Here is a 17,546-nt window from a genome sequence, read left to right as displayed (position 1 = left end):
GCGCCTGAATCAGATCGCGCACGCGCTCTCTGAAGGCCAGATCATCTGGATCCTCGGTATTCGCCATCACTATCAAAAATTCCAAACTTGGAATTGACTGCGTTCCAAACTTGGAATATCCCTTCTTAAGCAGCCAGCTAAAGCGGGCTGCGATTGCTCACATACCATCAACAAAAAGCGGATGCGCCAACATCCGCCAAGAGGAGTACCGGATGGCCAAGCCCCAGAAATGGGACCGTCATGCCATTCTCGGCGAATTACGTCGCCGAGGCATGACACTAACCCGCCTCGCCGAACTGAACAACGTCAGCCCAGGCGGTTTCCGCACCATTTGGACACGGCCCAACAGCAACTCTGAATCGATTATCGCCGCCTTCCTTGAGGTGCCCGTCGAGACACTGTTTCCGGATCGCTATCCCAAGTCACGCTCAACTGTACTTGCGCCCGAATTCCTCGACGCAAAGACGAAGGCAGCAGCCTGATGCGTGATGCTGGCCCGACCGCTGCTCTAGCCTGCCGCGACCTTCGTCGCAGGGACAATGTCCCCGGCTGTCAGACCCGATCGACCAGCACCACACCCCGACAATCCCGCATTTCCGGACCCTCGCCAATGACGAAAACGCGTGCCGAATTCGACAGTCGAAACCCCTTCATTCCGTCGTCCTCCCCCGTCTGCCGCGTGGCCGACCTGGTGCTTTTGTTCAGCGTAGCACTGGCCGGTCTCGTGGCAGCGGCGGTCGCCCTTTTCGTCCAGCTTTGAGAGACATTCATGCTCAATCCATATTCTGAAGAAGAGCGCCTGCAGGCGATGGTTTCAGCCTGCTACCGCGCCAGCCGTTCGCACTTCAATCACCTCACTATTGCCCATGTCATCGACCCGCCCAGGGACATGTTCGACGCCAAGCTGGCGCGACAGATCGCGATCCATATCTTGTCGGTGGAATTCATCGTTCCGCGCCGTCGCTTGGCGGCTCTCCTATCGCTCGCCCGCTCGACCATCCTCGGCGCGGTCAACACCGTCGATGACCGGATGTATGACCCGGTTTTCGAGAGAGCCTACGGACGGATCGCGGCCCGCGCCCAAGACCTCTTCATGACGGCTTTGACTGAAGCTGCTGGGCTTGAGGACGCGGCATAATGGCTGAGTTCATCCGCGCCAAGATTGCCGACATCCATATCGGCGAACGGCTCCGCCCGATCGACAGCGACAACGTCGAGGCCATTGCCGCCTCGCTGTCCGAACGCGGCCAGATCAGCCCGATCATGATCCGCCGCACGCCGGCCAAGAACAAAGGGGCCACGCCCTTCACACTGGTCGCTGGCGGGTATCGCACGACAGCCGCCAAGCTGCTCGGTTGGACCGAGATCGACGCCATCATCGTCGAGGCTGACGCCGTCGAGGCGCAGTTGCTGGAGATCTCCGAAAACCTCTATCGCAACGAGCTGAACCCACTCGATCGCGCCATCTTCGTGATGAAGTACCGCGAGCTTTGGGAAGAGAAGCACGGCAAGATCGACCGCACCCAGAACCTGAAGGTCGGTGCGAAATCCCCGAAGGGTAATGATTACCCTTCGGTATTTTCCGGCGGTCGCGAACTCTCAAGCCATGTCTGCAATCGCCTCGGTTTCGGTGCGGAAACATACAAGCTGGTCAACCGCATTGGCCAAAACCTGCACCCGACATTGCGTGCGGCCGTGCGCGGTACCGCCGCCGAAAACGATCAGTCAGCCCTGCTGAAGCTGGCCAAGCTGCCGGCTGACGATCAGGTCAAGGTTGCCGCAGCGCTCCGCGAAAACGGCGATTTGAAGCCGGTTTTAACGTGGCTCAAAGGCCCGAAAGCTGAGGTCGATCCTCAGGAGGAAATCTTCCGCAAGGTCAGCGCGCTGTTGGCCAAAGCCGAGGCGAGCACCTTGCGCCGTGTCCTCGACCATATCGGCACGCTGAGCGACTTCTCGTTTCTGGAGGCCGCCGAATGAAGCGCGATCCTGCACAGTTCGATTTCTTCGCGACCGCCGTCTTCCCGTCGCGCACCGCCACCGACAGTCTCGACCTCGATCGCTTCCGGTCACGCCTAAAGCGGGAGATGGCGCGGGCTATCCGCGAATGCCCTTATGACCGGCCGACGATCGCCGCTCGAATGGCCCACTATCTCCGGCTCGATTCCATCTCGAAGGCCGCGCTCGATGCCTACACCGCCGAGAGCAAGGCGACCCACGACATCAGCCTGATCCGTTTCAAGGCTTTCGTCCGAGCCACCGGCGCGGTCTGGCTTTGGGACATCATCGTTTCCGACGACGGGCTTCTCCTTCTCGAAGGCGACGAAGCCCGCCTAGCAGAGATCGCCCGCGTCCAACAGGAACAGCGTGTTCTGGCCGATCAGCTCAAGGTGCTGAAGGCCACGCCGGTCAACATTCGTCGAAATGGAGGCCGGCCTTGAAAGAGTGGTTCACAGTCGCTGAGATGGTGGCCGCGAAGTTGCCGGAAATGCCGCTGGATGCGCCGGGATATACCCGACACATCGTGCGACACGGCTGGCGCGCCCATCCGGAGAATATCCGCAAGCAGGAAGGCCGCGAAGGCGGCGGCGGCTTCGAATATCACTATTCGCTCCTGCCGTCCGTCGCCCGTCAGAAACTCGCATTCCTGAATGCGCAGCTTCCGACCGGCCGCGCCGAGAAGACACGCCTGCTCTGGCAGAAGTTCGAGGCGCTGACGGACAAGCAGAAGTCCGTCTGCAAGGCCCGTCTAGCGATCATTGTCGATGTCGAGGAGATGAAGGTCTCCGGCATCAAGGCGCTCGACGCGATCAAGCATTGCTGCCGCAAAGCCGATGTCAGCGTTCGCACCTACTACCATTGGGTGGCTCTGCTCGAAGGCCATGCCCGCGCCGACTGGCTGGCAGCACTTGCACCTTCGACATCATCGATCGCCGATGGCATCCAGCCTGACCTTGCGCCTGTCCACCAGGGCGCCTGGGACGTTCTCGCCTCGGATTTCCTGCGCGCGGAAGGTCCAGCATTTTCGGCCTGCTACCGACGCATGAAAGCCGTGGCCAAGAAGAAGGGCTGGGCACCAATTCCCGCAGAGCGCACCTTGCGCCGCCGCATGGATATTTGGGTTCCTAGGGCAGTCCAGATCCTTGCCCGCAAGGGCAAAGAAGACGCGAAGAAGTTGTTCCCGGCCCAGCGCCGGTCTGTTGCTCATCTGTTTGCCATGGAGATGGTCAACACGGATGGTCACAAGCTCGACCTTCATGTTGCCTTCCCCGGCCGCGACAAGCCGGGCCGCGTCTACCTGATGGCAACGCAGGACATCTATTCCCGCAAGATCCTCTCCTGGACACTTGCCGAGGCCGAGACCTGGGAAGCCGTCCGCACCATCGTCGGCAACATGATCGAGACGCATGGCATCCCAGCGCGCCTCTACATGGACAACGGCAAGGCCTTTGCCTCGAAAAAGATCTCCGGCGGTGCCAAGCGCCGTAATCGCTTCAAGATCACAGAGGACGAAGTCGCCGGTCTTCTGCAAACGCTCGGCATCGAGGCACGTTTCGTCAATCCATATTCCGGACAGTCGAAGCCGATCGAGCGCGGTTGGGGCGACCTTGCCGAGAACATCTCAAAGCACCCGGCAATGGCTGGCTGCTACACCGGCCGCAGCACGCAGCACAAGCCGGAGAACTACGGCAAGAGCGCCGTGCCGCTCGACGAGCTGGAGAGGCATGTCGCCGAGTGCATCGAAGAGCATAACGCCCGCGAGGAACGTAAGACCGAGACTGCCAAGGGCAAGAGCTTCGACCAGGTGTTTACCGCCAGTGTCGAGGATCCGGCCAACCAGCACATCCGTTATGCCAGCCCATCGCAGCGTTCGCTCTGGATGCTGACCGCCGAGACGATCACAGCCCGCAAGCCAGATGGCGCGATCCATCTCTTCGACAATCGATACTGGAACAGCGCGCTCAATCAGTGGATCGGCAAGAAGCTCACCGTTCGCTTCGACCCTTCGAACCTGCACGGCTCGGTCAAGATCTACGACCCGCAGGGCCGGTTCCTCTGCGATGCCGATTGCATCGACAACAGCGGTTTCGACTGCGCTGCCGCAGCCCGCGATATCGCCCGCGCCCGCTCGACCAAGAAGAAGGACGACACGGCCGCGCTGAAGAGCGCAAGGCGTCTGTCCGATCTGCAGCTCAAGGATCTCATGAGCCGCAGCGACAAGGTCACGCAACCGAAGCCGGCACGTCCGACCGTGACCCGCCTGATCACCCGCACACCGGTTTCGACGAACCTTGCGCAGCTGCCTGCAGGTGAGATCGACGATCAGCAGTTTGAAGACAGTTTCAGCCGGGGCCTTGCGCGCCTGGCCGGTGGCGATGCCGCCATTCTCAAATTCCCGAAAGGGGGATCGCCCGGCAGGTAGTGCGTCCGGGCGTCAATCACAGAGCCGACATGTACCGAGTACGGTTCCAAAAAAAAGGGCGGATCCAAAGACCCGCCCGACAATCAGCAAGGAACCTTTAGATGATTAAACCAAAAAGCACAATCCAGGCGTGGAGCTTCCCGACGGTCGCGTCGGATTTCGCCCAGCGTCACCCTGCGGACGATGTCGAGTTGTGGCGCAAGCTGCTCACCCGAGTCATGGACGCTGCCCAGGCGAACGGCTGGAACAAGGCCGAGGTCGCCCGCCGCGCCGGTATCAAGGACGGCACCTTCTCGCAGTGGTCGAACGGTAACTATCCGGGCACACTGGCCAACATCAACGAGCAGGTGAGCAACTGGCTGGAAGCGCTGGAAGAGAGCGCCAGCATCGCTGCCAGCATTCCGGTTTCGCCTCCGTTCCAGAAGACGAATGTCGGGCAGGACATCTTCAACGTCCTGATGTTCACCCAGATGACTGCTGGCTTCACCGCCGTCACCTTGCCCTCCGGCTCCGGCAAGACAACGACGGCACGCCATTTCTGCGACACCCGCCCGCATGCCTGGTTGGCGACGATCAGCCCGAACACCAAGACCGTTCACGGCATGTTGGTGGAGCTGGCGGCAGAACTGGACATTCAGGAGCACAATCCGACCCGGCTTGCCCGCGCCATCGGCCGCAAGCTTCAACGCATCGGCGACGGCACGCTCCTCGTCATCGACGAAGCGCAGAACCTCGTTCCGGATGCAGTCAACCAGATCCGGCACTTCGTCGACATCTACAAATGCGGTGTAGCGCTCCTTGGTAACGAAGACACCGCCGTTTCCTTCATCAAGGACAAAGGCTCTGTCGCCAGCCGCGCCCAGGTCGCCACACGTTTCGATCGCCGGCTGAAGCGCGAGAAGGATCCGGTCCAGGACGCTGCCATGCTCATTCGCGCCTGGGGGATCGAAGAGAAGGATTGCGTCACCTTCCTGCACGGCATTGCGACCAAGCCGGGCGCGCTTCGCAACATCGACCGGACAATCAAGGCGGCAATGATGGCTGCGCTCGGCAATGGCGAAGAGCTGACGATGAACTATCTGGTCGCCTCTTGGCGCAACCGCGACATGGGGGACATCCTATGAGCGCGGCTCCTCTCAGCATTTCCCCTCTTAGCTCTGGCCTGCAGGATTTGTTGAACGACTTCGTCAGCGTCCAGGACGACGCCGATGGCATCAGCATGGATCAGGAACAGGTTATCGTGCTGGTCAAGGTTCTGACCGCTCTGCAGGCCTTGGCCACCAACCTCGAAATCGAGGTGCGTTGCCATCGTGACAACGAGGCCGGCCGTGGGGCCCGCACCTTCCTGGAAGAGGAAGCAACCGGGCATCTGGCGGATATTCTGCCGGAAGTCGAAGGCAATGTGGTGCGGCCGGCATTCGGAAAAGGGGAGCGCTCATGAACTGCGACCCTATCCCATCGGCCATGCTGCGCGCCGTCTGCGCTTCATTCCGCCGCTTCGAAAACATTGGTGTCCATCTGGATACCGAGACTGTCGCAACGCTCCTGCGGAACCTCCGCATGATCGAGGAATTGACACGCAACCAGGAAGAGGAACTGGAGATCCGTGCCGAGATGCTGCGCATCAAGGCCGATCGCCCCGATCCCGCACCGCTGGCCTACACGGGTGTCATCATTCCGATGCCACGTCGCCGGCCGGCTCTTCGCGTGGTTGGCTCTCCCGATGGTGGAGACGCGGCATGACCGACGTTGCTGTCACCCTCTTCATCCCGATCGACGACATCGTCGATGCCCTGGAACCGCGCGTAGCTCTGCTGATGTCCCAGACACGAGCGGTCAGACCTCCCAAGCGGAAAGACCTGACAAAGGCACTGATCAATGCCTGCGGAGAACTGGCTGAGGCCTACACGCGCTACGAAAATGGCCTCGGTACTCGCGATGAACAGCCTGCACTCAAGAAAGTCCTGTTGGCTTCGACGCACGTTCGCCGAGCCTTCAAGGGCTGCAAAAATTCACTTTGAAGGAACAGAAAATGGAAGCTGTAATTTTGGAAAACCTGTCCGATGGCACCACGATGGTGAGCGGCAAACTCTGCATGACCGATGCCAAAGGTCACTTCGTCCCGGTCAACCTGATCAAGCCGGCCGACAAGCTGCAGGATGAAGTTGTTCGCAAGGTCATGGGCTACGCGGACGATATCTCCGCGCAGATCGCCCGGTTTCGTGCCCACACGATGGAAGATCTCGACGGCTACGATCAGCTCCTCGACCAGGAGTATGGCGTCAAGGTCGGCGGAAAAAAGGGCAATCGCACCTATCAGTCCTTCGACGGCCTCCTGCGCGTCCAGGTCGCGGTCAACGACTTCATCGACTTCGGCCCGCAGCTCCAGACCGCCAAACTGCTGATTGACGAGTATCTGAACGAACTGACGGCCGACAGCCCGGAGCAGATCCAGGCGCTGATCACTGAAGCCTTCAATACCGCCAAGGCCGGCAAGATCGATGTTGCCGGCATCAAGAAACTTAAGCGCCTGCAGATCGAGGATCCGCGCTGGAAAGACGCCATGCGAGCGATCGAGGATGCCGAGCGCGTGAATTATTCCAAACAGTATGTCCGGTTTTACCGCCGCGCCTCGATCGAAGATCAGTGGCAGGCGGTGACCGTCGATCTGGCGAAATCGTGAGGGCCTGATGATGGAGAAGGGGCATCCCGAACTCACTCGCCAAGAGCGGATACTTGCCATGCTGGTCGAGGAATATCGTGTCGCTGAATATGATTTGGTGGAGCGCGAGGGTGAGACGTACGCCCGGATGGTCGCCAACGTCGGTCGCAAATCTTGGGTCATTGATGAGCTTAACCTTCACACCTTGGCGGGCCAGATCGACAGGGGGCTAAGATGAGAAGTCAATTAGGTTGGGACGCGATAGGTACGCGCCAACGAATCCATTTCGAGAATCACTTTTTCCAAATGACGTGTAACCAAGCGAATATCCCCTGGCAGACCTTCGAGGATTGCGCGGTCGAATTCTTTCCACCTTTCGATGAGGTGGTCCATGACGAAGATGCCCAAGTTGGATCCATCGTTACTGTACTTGTTGGTCTGCTCGCAATGTCGTTGGAGTGGGGCGAGAAGTTCGCCCAATATCTGGACATGAAAAGACATCTGGCCCGTAAAGAGCCTCTCTGCGCTAACCCAAGTCGGCCTGGCAAGGAGCTTTTCGAGCTCGGTCACCAACGGGTTCGCCTCAAATGCCGCGAAGTAGCTGGCACGATAGTAGTTTATGGACGGGAAATCGTTCTCAACCGTGAAGTCGTTATCCAATTCTGGCAATTCGATTTGCTTCAGGCGTTTGTAAATCACCCGCAGCTCCGAGAGCTGGGGGAAGAGAAGACGCTCAATACTCAAGCGGTCTGCGCGAAGGCTCAGTTGTACCAGTTCCTCGTGCCGCTTCTGAGCTCTCAGGTCGGTGCTTTCCATTTTGTCGACCGTAAGCCAGGCGGCAAACACTGCGAGAGCGCCGCCCACCAAGGTCTGAAAATCAAGGAAGAAGTTTCTCCATGGGTCGCCTCCTGCTTGTCCATCGACCGTGCGAGCTTCTCCGAAGAGGACTGCTGGAAGAATGGTAGCGGCGGCTACAACTACCACCAGTTTCAGTATCTGCGACTTATGCGGCACTTCAAATCCTCAATAGAATCACTCTGGCTCGGCGTTTTCGGATGTTGCCACAACGTCAGTGGAGCTGGACAGCTATGAGTGGCTCAGTCGCAGCTATACACGTGGCTAAAAAGAGCCTCGGCCTGGACGACGACACCTACCGCGCCAAGCTGCAGGTCATCACCGGCAAGACCTCGACGAAGGAAATGACCGAGGCCGAGCGTCAGAAGGTCTTGACCGTTCTGCGCAGCGACGGTTTCCAGGCCGCACCCGACAAGCCGGCAAAGGGTCTGACCGGCAAGTATGCCAAGAAGCTGCAGGCGCTCTGGATCGCCGGCTACAACCTAGGCCTCGTCCGCGATCGGCGCGACACGGCGCTGCTCGCCTTCGTCAAGCGCCAGACCGGTGTCGATCACACGCGCTTTCTACACCAGCCCGAAGACGGACGTGCCGCGATCGAGGCGCTGAAGGCTTGGCTAAATAGGGATGCGCGGGTGAGCTTCGGTAGCAACAATGGTTGGGACTGGATGCAGCGCGACGGTGCGAAGATCGCCTGGGCGCAGTGGAGCATTCTCTATCCCGGTTGCGGTCTCATCACTCGCTGGGGGTTTGACCAGGAAGCTATCCGTCTGTCCGGCCGGGAAGATGCGCAGGTGCTGAGCCATCTCGTGGACAGCGACTGGCGCCGGGTGATGAACGCCCTGGGCGCGCGGGTGAGGAGACTGAAAAAGGAGGGGGGGCAGCAATGCGAATGACGATGCCGTCTTTGGCTGTGCGCAGGTCAACTCGCCTCAGTGATCTTGCGGGTCTCTGCAAGGAATTCTTCCGCCTGGCGCGCGACGTTCTCGAAATACTCATTCACGATATTCGGGGCAGCGAAAGAAGTGACATCATCTCCCGCGTAACCTCTCTCCACAACAAGCGCCATTCCGTATGCGCCGATGGAAACAGGGAACGCGATCTCGTCCTCGAAGCTCTGCAGATTAGTGCCCCGCAGGTGCCTAATCATCTCCTCAATGAGTTCTTTGTTCCAATCTCGAATGTCAGGCGCTTCGCCTTCTTTTACCTTACTGAGCGCAAGTTCGATCTGGCTGAGGACCACGTAGGCAAGTTGCGCGACCCCCATCGCCAGAAGTCGATGTCGTCGGAGCTGGATAGCAAAATTCGTGCGTTGATGACGGTCTGCGTCCCGGATCTGCTTGGACAGATAGAGAATCGTGGGAACGGCCGCGCAGACCGCTGCCCAGCCGCTCGTCGCCGAAATCCATTCACGAACGCATGCTTCGGCTTCGGCGCAGACCACGAAAGTGCCTTGCTGTGCTCCCATACCGATCAAGAATCCAAAGGCAGTTGTGGCTACGGACAGTACGAGGCCAGTGATCATTCTGATCGGCATAGATTGGGGCTTTCCACGTCGCTGCAGCCGAGAGCTAACTGGGCGCAGGATGATTTTCAAATAGAGGGCTCGGGAGTCCGAGGTGAGAGGGCGATCGCAGAGGCTGCTACGGCTCTACTTGATAAACCCATAGGTCTTTGCAACGCGTATTGTCTGTGCGCAGTGCGCCGTCTTCTGAGACTCACTCATCTCATTGATCATCACCTTCGCTCCCATCGTCTGTATATTGAGCGACGATGCAAAGCCCATATCTTCGGCGCTGACTTTATTCGCTACGAATTCGGCTATCCCAGCCTGATCATATCGAAGGCCGCACGGCTCCTCCGATGCAAGGACATTGCCCAATGCGTTGGCAAGTTGAAGGCTTTCCATATCCATAGCTTGTGCCTGCATTGGAACGATCAGCAGCAGTATGATGGTTGCGGTCGCGGTCGCTCGATTATCGTTTTTGGTGCTCAAAGTTCTTCCTCCCCGTTGAATGCCCCAATCATCACCCGTGCCTGCCTATCAAGCAAGGGGACTGAGTGATGGTCGCCTATGGCTTCAAAACATACTTCGCGCCGCAGATCGAGGACGGCAGCAAGAGCCACACCATCCGTGGCCACCGCCGCCACCATGCCCATATCGGCGAGCCGATACAGCTCTTTACCGGAATGCGCACCCGTCACTGCCGCAAGATCATGTCGGATCCTGTTTGCATTGCCGTACTGCCTCTCATGACCATGTCGTCGGACCTCATCCAGCGGGCATTGCCTATATCGAGGTCGATGGCACGCCGCTGCACCGTGACGAGATCGAGGCCTTTGCAATCTCGGACGGTTTCGACCCTGCGCGCCTGGCTGGCCTTGCTCCCCGATCGCTGATCGGTGCCACGGCCCGCGAAACCATGGGCCGCTTCTGGCGCTCCGAAAACCCCGGCTCCCGTTTCGAGGGCGTCATCATCCGATGGAAGGTTGATTGACATGGCCAGCACCCTGCCTCTTTTCGAGCATCCCGAACTCGTTGCTATCCAGCGTGAGCGCGAGCAGCTTCGGCGTCAGCTCGGCCGTGGTGGGTGTGATGCCCATAGCCGCATCCGTCGTGAACACAAGCTGGCGCTTCTGACCGCTCGACAGATCCAGATTGAAGCGCGCCTGAAGCTGGGAGCGCGTCCATGAGCGAGGATTTCGTTGGCGATCTCAAGCAGGCTCTCGGCGACGACGGCTTCTTTGCCCTAGTCGAAGCGCATGCCGGCATGCGCCTGTACGTGCCGGCAGATCCGGGCCGATCGGAGCTTCCGACGACAATTGGATTGGAGACTGCAAGCCGTCTTTCCAAAGTCTATCCGGGCGGCTATATAAAGGTTCCTCTTGCCCGCGAGTTCCGGGCACTGCGCTACCGCGAAGCCGGACTTGGCAACCGCGATATCGCCCGCCGCCTCGGCCTGACCGAGACCGGCCTTGAAAAGCTCATGAAGCGGGCACGCACCGCGAACCCGGAGCGCGGCACAAAGCCCAAAGACACCCGCCAAATGGACCTCTTCTAGTTCCTGCCCGCCTCGGCGGGCATGACCTTGTCACCGTCCAGGCGGGCATAGTCAGTTCAATTCAACGTCTTCGAATTGGACTGCCAGATGCGCCCCATCAACGAAATCATTGTCCATTGCACCGCGACCCCGGAAGGTCGGCCAGTCACGGTTGCCGAGATCGACAGTTGGCACCGTGCGCGGGGTTGGTCCGGCATTGGATACCATCGTGTCATCGGCCTGAACGGTGAGCGCTGGGCGGGCAGGCCGCTCGACAAGATTGGCGCGCACTGCGAGGGCCATAACGAGCGATCCCTCGGCGTCGTCTACGCCGGAGGTGTTGCCCGCGACGGCAAGACCGCAAAGGATACGCGCAACGCAGCCCAGGCAAGCGCGCTCTTGGCTGAGCTGGTCGAACTGCGAGACCGCTTCAACATCAAGAAGCTTTCCGGCCACAACGAGTATGCCAACAAAGCATGCCCAAGCTTCGATGCTTCGAAGGTCTATGACTACCTCTTTGAAGGTCGTTCGAAGGGCTTCAAGCCGATCCTCGACGCGGTCCTAAAGCGCCGCGACTTCGGTCCTGAAGTTGCCGACTGGAAAGACCGGCTGAAGGCGTGGCGCAAGACCATCCCCATGGCAGGGCCGCTGCTGGATGGGGATGCATTCGATCACAACACCGAGATGACGACCATACTCTTCCAGAAGTCGCGCGGGATCGTGGCAGACGGCAAGGTCGGCCCGCAGACGCGATCTGAAATGGAACTGGCACTGGCAGGCAAGCCACCATTCCAGGCGCTGGGCTGACCGATGATCAGACTGTTTGTGTCCTGCCTGATCGTCCTGGTCGTCGTCTCCCTCGGTGCCTCCCTGGTCTTCGAGACCTGGGAGCCAAAACCACCGCACCTGTTGTTCTATTCAGAGACCGCGCTGGGCATCAGCAGCGGCGCGTTGCTGGCGCTGGTGGCGATGGAGGTGCCCGGTGAATAAGCCCTCCTATTCCACCTCGCGGCTGTACATCTGGGCCTCCTTTGTTCTGGCTTGGATCGTCATCCTGGTCTTGGCGATCGGGGCCATGCGTGGCTCCGAGCAGGCGGTGGCATTCGGTGCCACGGCCGTGCCTTCCATGGTGATGCTGATTGCCTCGACCCTCGGCATCCACCGGTTTTCAGGATCGATGGATTTCAGGAACGCCGCCCTGGCGAAATCGAGTGATACGGAGGGCGGCGTATGAACCGGACCTATCTGCTGATCGCGGGCGTGCTTGCCGCAGTCGTTGCCATTGCCGCTCTTGGTCTCGGCACTGTGTCGAAGATCGAAGGCATGGTCAGCGATGCCACGACGCTCGCCCGTTCCGAACGCGACCACTACTGGCGCGCCCAGGTCGAGACCATGAATGCCCAGGCACAGGCCAAGATTGCGACGAACCTCAGAGAAACCATGGCAGCCCAGAACGCAGCCCGCGACCAGATCGCGGACGCTGAAGCGCGTGCCGTTGAACTGGAGAAACAGAATGCGGCTTTGCCGAATAGCAGCGGTCCTGGCCGTGGTCTTGGTCGCGAGCGGGTCCGCCTGCTCAACAAGCGATAGGGAGCCGATCTTGGTTCAGACCGTCGTTGAAAAGGAATTGCCTGCCGAGGCGAAAAAACCTTGCCCCGATCCCGTCGTCCTTCCCGATCGCGATCTCACGGAAATCGAGATCGCGACGAATTGGGGCGCCGATCGCACCGCGCTGCGCGTTTGTGAAACTCGCCGATCGGCTAGCGTCGGAGGCTCGAATGTACAGTGAATTTGACCGGGAAATTGGCGAGGAGCGCGTCGAGCAGGAACGGCAAGCCCGCATCAATGCGGCCAGCGCCGCATTGAAACAACAGGGTCGGGAGCAGTGCGGTTGCGGTGCCACGATCTCACAGGCGCGCCGGCGCGTCCATCCGTCAGCGACCCGTTGCCTTGAGTGTCAGGTCATCGTGGAAAAGGAAGCCTACCTGAAATGACCTTGACTGAAATCATGCAATATCTCGGGATCGTGCTGAGTGTCATCGCCATCCTCGGCCATGCCAAAGGCTATTTTTCTTCGGGCGAAAAGATGCTCACCAGCAGTGTCGATGGCGCGAAAACTAAGCTCATCGAGCACGATCGCCGCATCCAGGCGATCGAAGGTGAGCTGAAACACCTGCCGAACAAGGACACCGTCAACAAGCTGCAGGTCGATATGACGGAACTCAAGGGCGATATCGCCCTCATTGCCAAATCCTCCGAGGCGACGGAACGGGCAACCCGTCGCGTAGAAGAGTTCCTGCTCCGCCATAACAATTGAGGGACGCCATGCTGGCCGAAGACTACAAAAAGTGGGTTGATGAAAACATCCGCCTGATCATCCTGAAAGACCTTGCCGATCCTCGCTCCGGTGGGTCCACGAACACGTTCCTGATCCAGAAAAGCCTTGAGCGCTTCTCCTACAAGAAGTCGCGTGACTACATCTGCAATCAGCTTCTCTGGATGGAAGAGCACACCGGTGCGGTGAAGACACGCACGGAGGGCAGCGAAACCAGCGCAGTGCTCACACGCATCGGTCGCGACCATGTCGAAGGCCGGCATCAGCTCGCCGGCATCCAGAACCCAGGCGATGCGGAGTAACTCATGGCACCTCATATGCGTCCTCGGCCGTCTTCTATCGACCTCCTCCCGGAAGAGTGCGAGGGCATCGTCGCTTGGGCGTTTCAGGAGCTGGCGAACACACCGCGCGCCCAGACCGAAGTCTATGCCGAGTTCCGCCAGAAGCTGATTGCGCTTCAGGGCGAGCTTGGCATTGATTTCGATATTCCGCATTTCTCATCTTTCAACCGGCACAATCTGCGCCTGGGCAAACTGACCAACAAGATGCAGCGCACCCAGGCGATTGCCAACGCCGTGGTCTCCGGCACCAACGGTGCGGACGCCGACAAGCTCACCCAGGCCTCGACGCGGATGCTGAAGACACTGCTGGTCGAGGTCATGGAAAACGCGGTCGATGACGGGATGAGCTTCAAGGAAGCGAAAGATGCGGCAACCGCACTTCGTCAGCTCGCGCTTGCCGAGACCGCATCCACAGGTCAGCGCCAGAAATTGGAAGCCGAAGACAAACTTCGTCGCGTCGAATCGGACATGAAGGCCAACGCCGAGAAGGCCCTCGACACGCTGTCCTCCGAACCCGGCATCTCGAAAGAAGCCATCGCCCGCGCCCGCCTTGAGTTCCTCGGCGTCCGTCCAAAGAAGAAAGACGGCGCATGACACAGGCACCTTTGCCCGGTCTGCCGCATGGCCAGTGGATCGACCCGCCCGTTCTGTCCCAAGATCCGGAGAAGTTGCCGGAAGAGTTTCTGCGTGGCGGCGACGTTCCCGATGATCTAGATCCTTTGGCCGCTGGCGTCCTTATGGAGCATCAGCAAGACTGGATCGACGACGACAGTGATCTGAAGATTTGCGAGAAGGGCCGACGTACAGGTATCACCTTTGCCGAGGCGTTGGACTGCACCTTGATTGCCGCCGCCCAGCGATCGGCCGGTGGGCAGAATGTCTTCTACATCGGCGACACCAAGCCAAAGGGCCGCGAATTCATCGGCTATGCCGCACACTTCGCCAAGACCGTCGCCAAGGAAATGCTGACGATCGAGGATGGCATTTTCTTCGACCAGAAGGCAGACGGCAGCACACAGGCAATTTCCAGCTACGTCATCCGCTTTGCCTCCGGTTTCCGCATCGAGGCGCTGTCATCCAGGCCGGAAAACATCCGCGGCCTTCAGGGCACCGTCGTCATCGACGAAGCAGCATTCCACCGCGACGTTCGCGACGTGCTGGACGCGGTCAACGCCCTCCTGATCTGGGGTGGCCGGATCCGCGTCATCTCTTCGCACAACGGCCTCAGCAGCCCGTTTAACGAGCTGATCAAGGAAGCCCGCGCCGGCAAGAACCCGTTCAGCGTCCACACCTACACCTTCGGCGATGCTGTCAAGAACGGCCTCTACAAGCGCGTCTGCCTGATCAAGGGTGAAGAGTGGACACAGGAGAAGGAAGACAAGTGGGAAGCGCAGATCCGCGCCTCCTATGGCACGCGCACTGCAAAGATGAAGCAGGAACTGGACGCCATCCCGGCCGAGGCCGAGGGCGCTGCCATGACCCGCGTTCTAATCGAGAGCTGCATGTCGCGGGATCTGCCGGCCGTCGTGCGCTGGGATCGTCCGGACGATTTCAAGAACCTCGACGATGATGCTCGCGCCGAGCAGGCAGACGAGTTCTGTGAAGGCATCTTGAAGCCGCTTCTCGATGCCCTTGATCCGGAGCGCGAGCATTGCTTCGGCGAGGACTTTGCCCGATCGGGAGACAAGACCGCAGTCGTGGTCTTCGAGATCGGCGCTGATTTGGTTCGCCGCGCGCGCCTGGTCGTCGAGCTGAAGAACATTCCGTTCGACCAGCAGCGCGATATTCTCTTCTACATCGGCGATGGTTTGCCGCGCCTGATCGGCGGCGCGCTCGATGCGCGAGGCAACGGCCAGTATCTCGCGGAGAAGGCGCGTCAGCGCTGGGGCGAAAACATCCACGAGGTGATGTTCTCGGCCAAATGGTACGCCAGCAACATGCCGGCTTACATCGAAGCGTTCGGCGATAAGAGCCTTCTGTTTCCCTACGATGCCGACATCATCGCCGACCATCAGGGCCTCGCCTATGTCAACGGCATCATCAAGGTGCCGGACGAACATTCGACCAAGGGCGTCGATGGCTTCGATCGCCATGGCGACACGGCTCCGGCCGGCGCGCTCGCATGGTTTGCCAGCAGCCAGGACGCCATCGCCTACGAGTACGAGACCGGCCGCAAGACCGCAGGCACGACGCGCGGCCATAACGGTGGCCCGCCGCCCGATGACGATCGTCGCCGAACCACTGACGTTTATTTGAGAGGATCAATCTGATGGGTGCAGTTCGCGATTGGCTTGGCAATCTCGTTGCTGGGCGTGATTTGACGGAAGACAAGGCCGGTGCCCAGGTCGGCGGCGTGCGTCAGTGGATGTCCGGACATCCGGCGGATGGCATGACACCGGAGAAGCTTGCCCGCATTCTGCGCGCTGCCGACCAGGGCGACCCGGAGGCATACTTCGAGCTGGCGGAAGACATCGAGGAGCGCGAACCCCACTACCTCGCCCAACTTGCGACCCGGAAGCATTCCGTCGCGCAGTTGCCGATCACGGTGAAGGCCGCTTCGGACAGCGCCGAGCACAAGAAGCATGCTGACTTCATTCGCTCATGGGTAGATGATGGCATTCTTCGCTCCAACCTGTTCGACATTCTGGATGCTATCGGCAAAGGCATCTCGTTTACCGAAGTGGATTGGCAGTATCACAACGGGCATTTGTGCCCGCGTCGGCTCACTTGGAGAACGCAGCGCTGGTTCACCTTCGATCGTGCGGATGGAGAAACCCCTCTTCTACGTGATGGCACCGGTGAGCTGCCGCTGCCTGCCCACAAGTTCATCGTCCATCGTTCGAAGGCAAAATCGGGCCTGACGATCCGCTCTGGATTGGCTCGCGTGGCCGTGTGGTGCTGGCTGTTCAAGAGCTACAGCGTCAAGGACTGGGCCATCTTCTGCCAGAACTATGGCCAGCCTATTCGGATCGGCAAGTATGGCCGAGGCGCGACCGAGGCGGAAAAAGACGTGCTGTGGCGGGCTGTCTCCGGCATTGCCGGCGATTGTGCCGCGATCGTTCCCCGCGACATGCTGATCGAGTTTCATGAGGTCGGATCGAAGAGCAGCTCGACTGATATGTATGAGCGCCGTGCCGACTGGCTCGATCGGCAGATTTCCAAGGTGGTGCTTGGCCAGACGACCACGACTGATGCCGTATCGGGTGGCCATGCCGTGGCTAAAGAACACCGCCTGGTTCAAGAGGACATTGAACGCTCAGACGCGCTCGACGGATCAGACACGCTCAGTCAGCAGTTGATTCCGAACATGGTCTCTTTCAATTTCGGACCACAGGATCATTACCCTATCCTGCGGATCGGCCGCCCCGATGAAGTGCCGATCGAGCTATTTTCATCTGCTTTCGAAAAGCTTGCGCCCCACGGGCTGACCGCTGATGCAAGCTGGCTTCGTGACCGCCTGGGCATTCCCGCACCGAAAGATGGTGCGGAGGTCGTCGGCGGCCGGCCGGCCGTCACTTCCGCCCCACCGAATGCGCGCGCTGAAAGTGCTAAGGCATTGCACGCGTCCACATCTGCCACGTTCGACAGGTTGTTTCAGTCTGTCCATGCCAGGACCGAGCCTGCGGACGTGGTCGAAATCCTTGCCAGCCGCCTCGACCAGGACACGGCGGCGGCGATGAACGGAATGATCGAAGAGGTCCGAAAAGCCCTCTTCCAGGCGAGCGATTTGAGGGACGCAGGCGAGCGCCTGGCTGCACTCAACCTCGCGCCCGACGAACTGGCGGAAACCATGGCCAAGGGCATGGCGCTTGCGCATCTGGCAGGCCAAGCCGCGCTCATCGACGACCTGAAGGCAAGATCATGATAGCGGGCCACAGAGGCTCACAGACGGCCG

31 protein-coding genes are annotated in these 17,546 nt (G+C 59.8%); 27 read left to right on the top strand and 4 right to left on the bottom strand.

Annotation, left to right across the window (positions count from 1 at the left end; genetic code table 11):
- Positions 1-212: 212 nt before the first annotated feature.
- The 12 genes from PDO_RS13070 (at position 213) to PDO_RS13020 (ending at position 7,320) form a co-directional block, all read left to right on the top strand.
- Positions 213-482 carry a helix-turn-helix domain-containing protein gene (locus PDO_RS13070; protein WP_007602322.1) on the top strand — a complete coding sequence of 90 codons (270 nt, stop codon included), beginning with the start codon at positions 213-215 and terminating at the stop codon, positions 480-482.
- A 128-nt stretch (positions 483-610) separates the two neighbouring features.
- Positions 611-760, top strand: coding sequence for a hypothetical protein (locus tag PDO_RS28630; protein WP_007602320.1), 150 nt, complete (start codon positions 611-613; stop codon positions 758-760).
- A gap of 9 nt (positions 761-769) precedes the next feature.
- On the top strand, positions 770-1,138 hold the full coding sequence (locus PDO_RS13065) for a hypothetical protein (protein ID WP_007602318.1): 369 nt from the start codon (positions 770-772) through the stop codon (positions 1,136-1,138).
- Positions 1,138-1,977 carry a ParB N-terminal domain-containing protein gene (locus PDO_RS13060; RefSeq protein WP_007602316.1) on the top strand — a complete coding sequence of 280 codons (840 nt, stop codon included), beginning with the start codon at positions 1,138-1,140 and terminating at the stop codon, positions 1,975-1,977. Before PDO_RS13065 ends, PDO_RS13060 begins: the two co-directional genes overlap by 1 nt.
- On the top strand, positions 1,974-2,438 hold the full coding sequence (locus PDO_RS13055) for a hypothetical protein (protein WP_007602314.1): 465 nt from the start codon (positions 1,974-1,976) through the stop codon (positions 2,436-2,438). The genes PDO_RS13060 and PDO_RS13055 overlap by 4 nt, the downstream gene beginning before the upstream one ends.
- Complete coding sequence (locus tag PDO_RS13050; RefSeq protein WP_007602313.1) at positions 2,435-4,420, top strand: transposase domain-containing protein; 1,986 nt, start codon at positions 2,435-2,437, stop codon at positions 4,418-4,420. The genes PDO_RS13055 and PDO_RS13050 overlap by 4 nt, the downstream gene beginning before the upstream one ends.
- Positions 4,421-4,521: 101 nt before the next feature.
- Complete coding sequence (locus PDO_RS13045) at positions 4,522-5,544, top strand: AAA family ATPase (RefSeq protein ID WP_007602312.1); 1,023 nt, start codon at positions 4,522-4,524, stop codon at positions 5,542-5,544.
- On the top strand, positions 5,541-5,861 hold the full coding sequence (locus tag PDO_RS13040; RefSeq protein WP_007602311.1) for a hypothetical protein: 321 nt from the start codon (positions 5,541-5,543) through the stop codon (positions 5,859-5,861). The genes PDO_RS13045 and PDO_RS13040 overlap by 4 nt, the downstream gene beginning before the upstream one ends.
- Positions 5,858-6,163, top strand: a complete 306-nt coding sequence (locus PDO_RS13035) for a hypothetical protein (RefSeq protein ID WP_007602310.1) — start codon at positions 5,858-5,860, stop codon at positions 6,161-6,163. The genes PDO_RS13040 and PDO_RS13035 overlap by 4 nt, the downstream gene beginning before the upstream one ends.
- Entirely contained in the window at positions 6,160-6,441 is a 282-nt protein-coding gene (locus PDO_RS13030; RefSeq protein ID WP_007602309.1) for a hypothetical protein, read from the top strand. Before PDO_RS13035 ends, PDO_RS13030 begins: the two co-directional genes overlap by 4 nt.
- A gap of 11 nt (positions 6,442-6,452) precedes the next feature.
- On the top strand, positions 6,453-7,103 hold the full coding sequence (locus PDO_RS13025) for a DUF3164 family protein (RefSeq protein ID WP_007602308.1): 651 nt from the start codon (positions 6,453-6,455) through the stop codon (positions 7,101-7,103).
- 7 nt (positions 7,104-7,110) lie between these two features.
- A complete protein-coding gene (locus PDO_RS13020; protein ID WP_007602307.1) occupies positions 7,111-7,320 on the top strand; it encodes a hypothetical protein in 210 nt (69 codons plus the stop codon).
- Between the two features lie 8 nt (positions 7,321-7,328).
- Here the strand turns inward: PDO_RS13020 and PDO_RS13015 are convergent, their stop codons facing one another.
- Positions 7,329-8,096, bottom strand: a complete 768-nt coding sequence (locus PDO_RS13015) for a hypothetical protein (protein ID WP_007602305.1) — start codon at positions 8,094-8,096, stop codon at positions 7,329-7,331.
- 101 nt (positions 8,097-8,197) lie between these two features.
- Between PDO_RS13015 and PDO_RS13010 the strand changes: the two genes are divergently transcribed.
- Complete coding sequence (locus PDO_RS13010; protein WP_348225825.1) at positions 8,198-8,830, top strand: regulatory protein GemA; 633 nt, start codon at positions 8,198-8,200, stop codon at positions 8,828-8,830.
- Between the two features lie 26 nt (positions 8,831-8,856).
- Here PDO_RS13010 and PDO_RS13005 read toward each other — a convergent pair whose 3' ends face one another.
- The 3 genes from PDO_RS13005 to PDO_RS29095 all read right to left on the bottom strand — a co-directional run bounded on the left by PDO_RS13005 (position 8,857) and on the right by PDO_RS29095 (position 10,139).
- Positions 8,857-9,471 carry a hypothetical protein gene (locus tag PDO_RS13005; protein ID WP_007602301.1) on the bottom strand — a complete coding sequence of 205 codons (615 nt, stop codon included), beginning with the start codon at positions 9,469-9,471 and terminating at the stop codon, positions 8,857-8,859.
- Positions 9,472-9,585: 114 nt separating this feature from the next.
- Complete coding sequence (locus PDO_RS13000) at positions 9,586-9,930, bottom strand: hypothetical protein (RefSeq protein WP_007602299.1); 345 nt, start codon at positions 9,928-9,930, stop codon at positions 9,586-9,588.
- Positions 9,927-10,139: a hypothetical protein gene (locus tag PDO_RS29095; protein ID WP_244426441.1), complete on the bottom strand. Its 213-nt coding sequence runs from the start codon at positions 10,137-10,139 to the stop codon at positions 9,927-9,929. The genes PDO_RS13000 and PDO_RS29095 overlap by 4 nt, the downstream gene beginning before the upstream one ends.
- A 26-nt stretch (positions 10,140-10,165) precedes the next feature.
- Here PDO_RS29095 and PDO_RS29090 point away from each other — a divergent pair, with 26 nt between their 5' ends.
- The 14 genes from PDO_RS29090 (at position 10,166) to PDO_RS12935 (ending at position 17,516) form a co-directional block, all read left to right on the top strand.
- On the top strand, positions 10,166-10,432 hold the full coding sequence (locus PDO_RS29090) for a hypothetical protein (RefSeq protein WP_244426439.1): 267 nt from the start codon (positions 10,166-10,168) through the stop codon (positions 10,430-10,432).
- A 1-nt stretch (position 10,433) separates the two neighbouring features.
- Positions 10,434-10,628, top strand: a complete 195-nt coding sequence (locus tag PDO_RS12990; RefSeq protein WP_007602295.1) for a hypothetical protein — start codon at positions 10,434-10,436, stop codon at positions 10,626-10,628.
- Positions 10,625-10,996 carry a hypothetical protein gene (locus PDO_RS12985; protein ID WP_007602293.1) on the top strand — a complete coding sequence of 124 codons (372 nt, stop codon included), beginning with the start codon at positions 10,625-10,627 and terminating at the stop codon, positions 10,994-10,996. The genes PDO_RS12990 and PDO_RS12985 overlap by 4 nt, the downstream gene beginning before the upstream one ends.
- An 87-nt stretch (positions 10,997-11,083) precedes the next feature.
- Entirely contained in the window at positions 11,084-11,782 is a 699-nt protein-coding gene (locus tag PDO_RS12980) for a peptidoglycan recognition protein family protein (protein WP_007602291.1), read from the top strand.
- A 3-nt stretch (positions 11,783-11,785) separates the two neighbouring features.
- Positions 11,786-11,965: a hypothetical protein gene (locus tag PDO_RS12975; RefSeq protein WP_007602289.1), complete on the top strand. Its 180-nt coding sequence runs from the start codon at positions 11,786-11,788 to the stop codon at positions 11,963-11,965.
- The gene (locus PDO_RS12970; protein ID WP_007602288.1) at positions 11,958-12,209 is read left to right on the top strand and encodes a hypothetical protein; all 252 of its coding nucleotides are present in this window, start codon (positions 11,958-11,960) and stop codon (positions 12,207-12,209) included. The genes PDO_RS12975 and PDO_RS12970 overlap by 8 nt, the downstream gene beginning before the upstream one ends.
- Positions 12,206-12,565, top strand: a complete 360-nt coding sequence (locus tag PDO_RS12965; RefSeq protein ID WP_007602287.1) for a hypothetical protein — start codon at positions 12,206-12,208, stop codon at positions 12,563-12,565. Before PDO_RS12970 ends, PDO_RS12965 begins: the two co-directional genes overlap by 4 nt.
- Positions 12,566-12,575: 10 nt before the next feature.
- Entirely contained in the window at positions 12,576-12,764 is a 189-nt protein-coding gene (locus tag PDO_RS27200) for a hypothetical protein (protein WP_244426438.1), read from the top strand.
- Complete coding sequence (locus tag PDO_RS12960; protein ID WP_007602285.1) at positions 12,754-12,969, top strand: TraR/DksA C4-type zinc finger protein; 216 nt, start codon at positions 12,754-12,756, stop codon at positions 12,967-12,969. Before PDO_RS27200 ends, PDO_RS12960 begins: the two co-directional genes overlap by 11 nt.
- On the top strand, positions 12,966-13,292 hold the full coding sequence (locus PDO_RS12955) for a DUF2730 family protein (protein ID WP_007602283.1): 327 nt from the start codon (positions 12,966-12,968) through the stop codon (positions 13,290-13,292). Before PDO_RS12960 ends, PDO_RS12955 begins: the two co-directional genes overlap by 4 nt.
- A gap of 8 nt (positions 13,293-13,300) precedes the next feature.
- Positions 13,301-13,612 (top strand): VpaChn25_0724 family phage protein, encoded by a 312-nt coding sequence (locus PDO_RS12950; protein WP_007602281.1) that lies wholly within the window; start codon positions 13,301-13,303, stop codon positions 13,610-13,612.
- Positions 13,613-13,615: 3 nt separating this feature from the next.
- The gene (locus PDO_RS12945) at positions 13,616-14,245 is read left to right on the top strand and encodes a phage protein Gp27 family protein (protein ID WP_007602279.1); all 630 of its coding nucleotides are present in this window, start codon (positions 13,616-13,618) and stop codon (positions 14,243-14,245) included.
- Positions 14,242-15,921, top strand: coding sequence for a hypothetical protein (locus tag PDO_RS12940; RefSeq protein ID WP_007602277.1), 1,680 nt, complete (start codon positions 14,242-14,244; stop codon positions 15,919-15,921). The genes PDO_RS12945 and PDO_RS12940 overlap by 4 nt, the downstream gene beginning before the upstream one ends.
- Entirely contained in the window at positions 15,921-17,516 is a 1,596-nt protein-coding gene (locus PDO_RS12935) for a DUF935 domain-containing protein (protein ID WP_007602275.1), read from the top strand. Before PDO_RS12940 ends, PDO_RS12935 begins: the two co-directional genes overlap by 1 nt.
- Positions 17,517-17,546: the final 30 nt, after the last annotated feature.

Source organism: Rhizobium sp. PDO1-076 (genome assembly GCF_000247475.1).
In the GTDB taxonomy this organism is placed as follows: domain Bacteria; phylum Pseudomonadota; class Alphaproteobacteria; order Rhizobiales; family Rhizobiaceae; genus Allorhizobium.
Note: the sequence above shows the minus strand (reverse complement) of the source record. Positions and strands in the feature narration are given on the sequence as shown.

Coding starts and splice junctions, on each gene's coding strand:
- PDO_RS13070 (WP_007602322.1), top strand. CDS start 213: ATGGCCAAGCCCCAGAAATGGGACCGTCATGCCATTCTCGGCGAATTA.
- PDO_RS28630 (WP_007602320.1), top strand. CDS start 611: ATGACGAAAACGCGTGCCGAATTCGACAGTCGAAACCCCTTCATTCCG.
- PDO_RS13065 (WP_007602318.1), top strand. CDS start 770: ATGCTCAATCCATATTCTGAAGAAGAGCGCCTGCAGGCGATGGTTTCA.
- PDO_RS13060 (WP_007602316.1), top strand. CDS start 1,138: ATGGCTGAGTTCATCCGCGCCAAGATTGCCGACATCCATATCGGCGAA.
- PDO_RS13055 (WP_007602314.1), top strand. CDS start 1,974: ATGAAGCGCGATCCTGCACAGTTCGATTTCTTCGCGACCGCCGTCTTC.
- PDO_RS13045 (WP_007602312.1), top strand. CDS start 4,522: ATGATTAAACCAAAAAGCACAATCCAGGCGTGGAGCTTCCCGACGGTC.
- PDO_RS13040 (WP_007602311.1), top strand. CDS start 5,541: ATGAGCGCGGCTCCTCTCAGCATTTCCCCTCTTAGCTCTGGCCTGCAG.
- PDO_RS13035 (WP_007602310.1), top strand. CDS start 5,858: ATGAACTGCGACCCTATCCCATCGGCCATGCTGCGCGCCGTCTGCGCT.
- PDO_RS13030 (WP_007602309.1), top strand. CDS start 6,160: ATGACCGACGTTGCTGTCACCCTCTTCATCCCGATCGACGACATCGTC.
- PDO_RS13025 (WP_007602308.1), top strand. CDS start 6,453: ATGGAAGCTGTAATTTTGGAAAACCTGTCCGATGGCACCACGATGGTG.
- PDO_RS13020 (WP_007602307.1), top strand. CDS start 7,111: ATGATGGAGAAGGGGCATCCCGAACTCACTCGCCAAGAGCGGATACTT.
- PDO_RS13005 (WP_007602301.1), bottom strand. CDS start 9,471: ATGCCGATCAGAATGATCACTGGCCTCGTACTGTCCGTAGCCACAACT.
- PDO_RS12990 (WP_007602295.1), top strand. CDS start 10,434: ATGGCCAGCACCCTGCCTCTTTTCGAGCATCCCGAACTCGTTGCTATC.
- PDO_RS12985 (WP_007602293.1), top strand. CDS start 10,625: ATGAGCGAGGATTTCGTTGGCGATCTCAAGCAGGCTCTCGGCGACGAC.
- PDO_RS12980 (WP_007602291.1), top strand. CDS start 11,084: ATGCGCCCCATCAACGAAATCATTGTCCATTGCACCGCGACCCCGGAA.
- PDO_RS12975 (WP_007602289.1), top strand. CDS start 11,786: ATGATCAGACTGTTTGTGTCCTGCCTGATCGTCCTGGTCGTCGTCTCC.
- PDO_RS12965 (WP_007602287.1), top strand. CDS start 12,206: ATGAACCGGACCTATCTGCTGATCGCGGGCGTGCTTGCCGCAGTCGTT.
- PDO_RS12960 (WP_007602285.1), top strand. CDS start 12,754: ATGTACAGTGAATTTGACCGGGAAATTGGCGAGGAGCGCGTCGAGCAG.
- PDO_RS12955 (WP_007602283.1), top strand. CDS start 12,966: ATGACCTTGACTGAAATCATGCAATATCTCGGGATCGTGCTGAGTGTC.
- PDO_RS12950 (WP_007602281.1), top strand. CDS start 13,301: ATGCTGGCCGAAGACTACAAAAAGTGGGTTGATGAAAACATCCGCCTG.
- PDO_RS12945 (WP_007602279.1), top strand. CDS start 13,616: ATGGCACCTCATATGCGTCCTCGGCCGTCTTCTATCGACCTCCTCCCG.
- PDO_RS12940 (WP_007602277.1), top strand. CDS start 14,242: ATGACACAGGCACCTTTGCCCGGTCTGCCGCATGGCCAGTGGATCGAC.
- PDO_RS12935 (WP_007602275.1), top strand. CDS start 15,921: ATGGGTGCAGTTCGCGATTGGCTTGGCAATCTCGTTGCTGGGCGTGAT.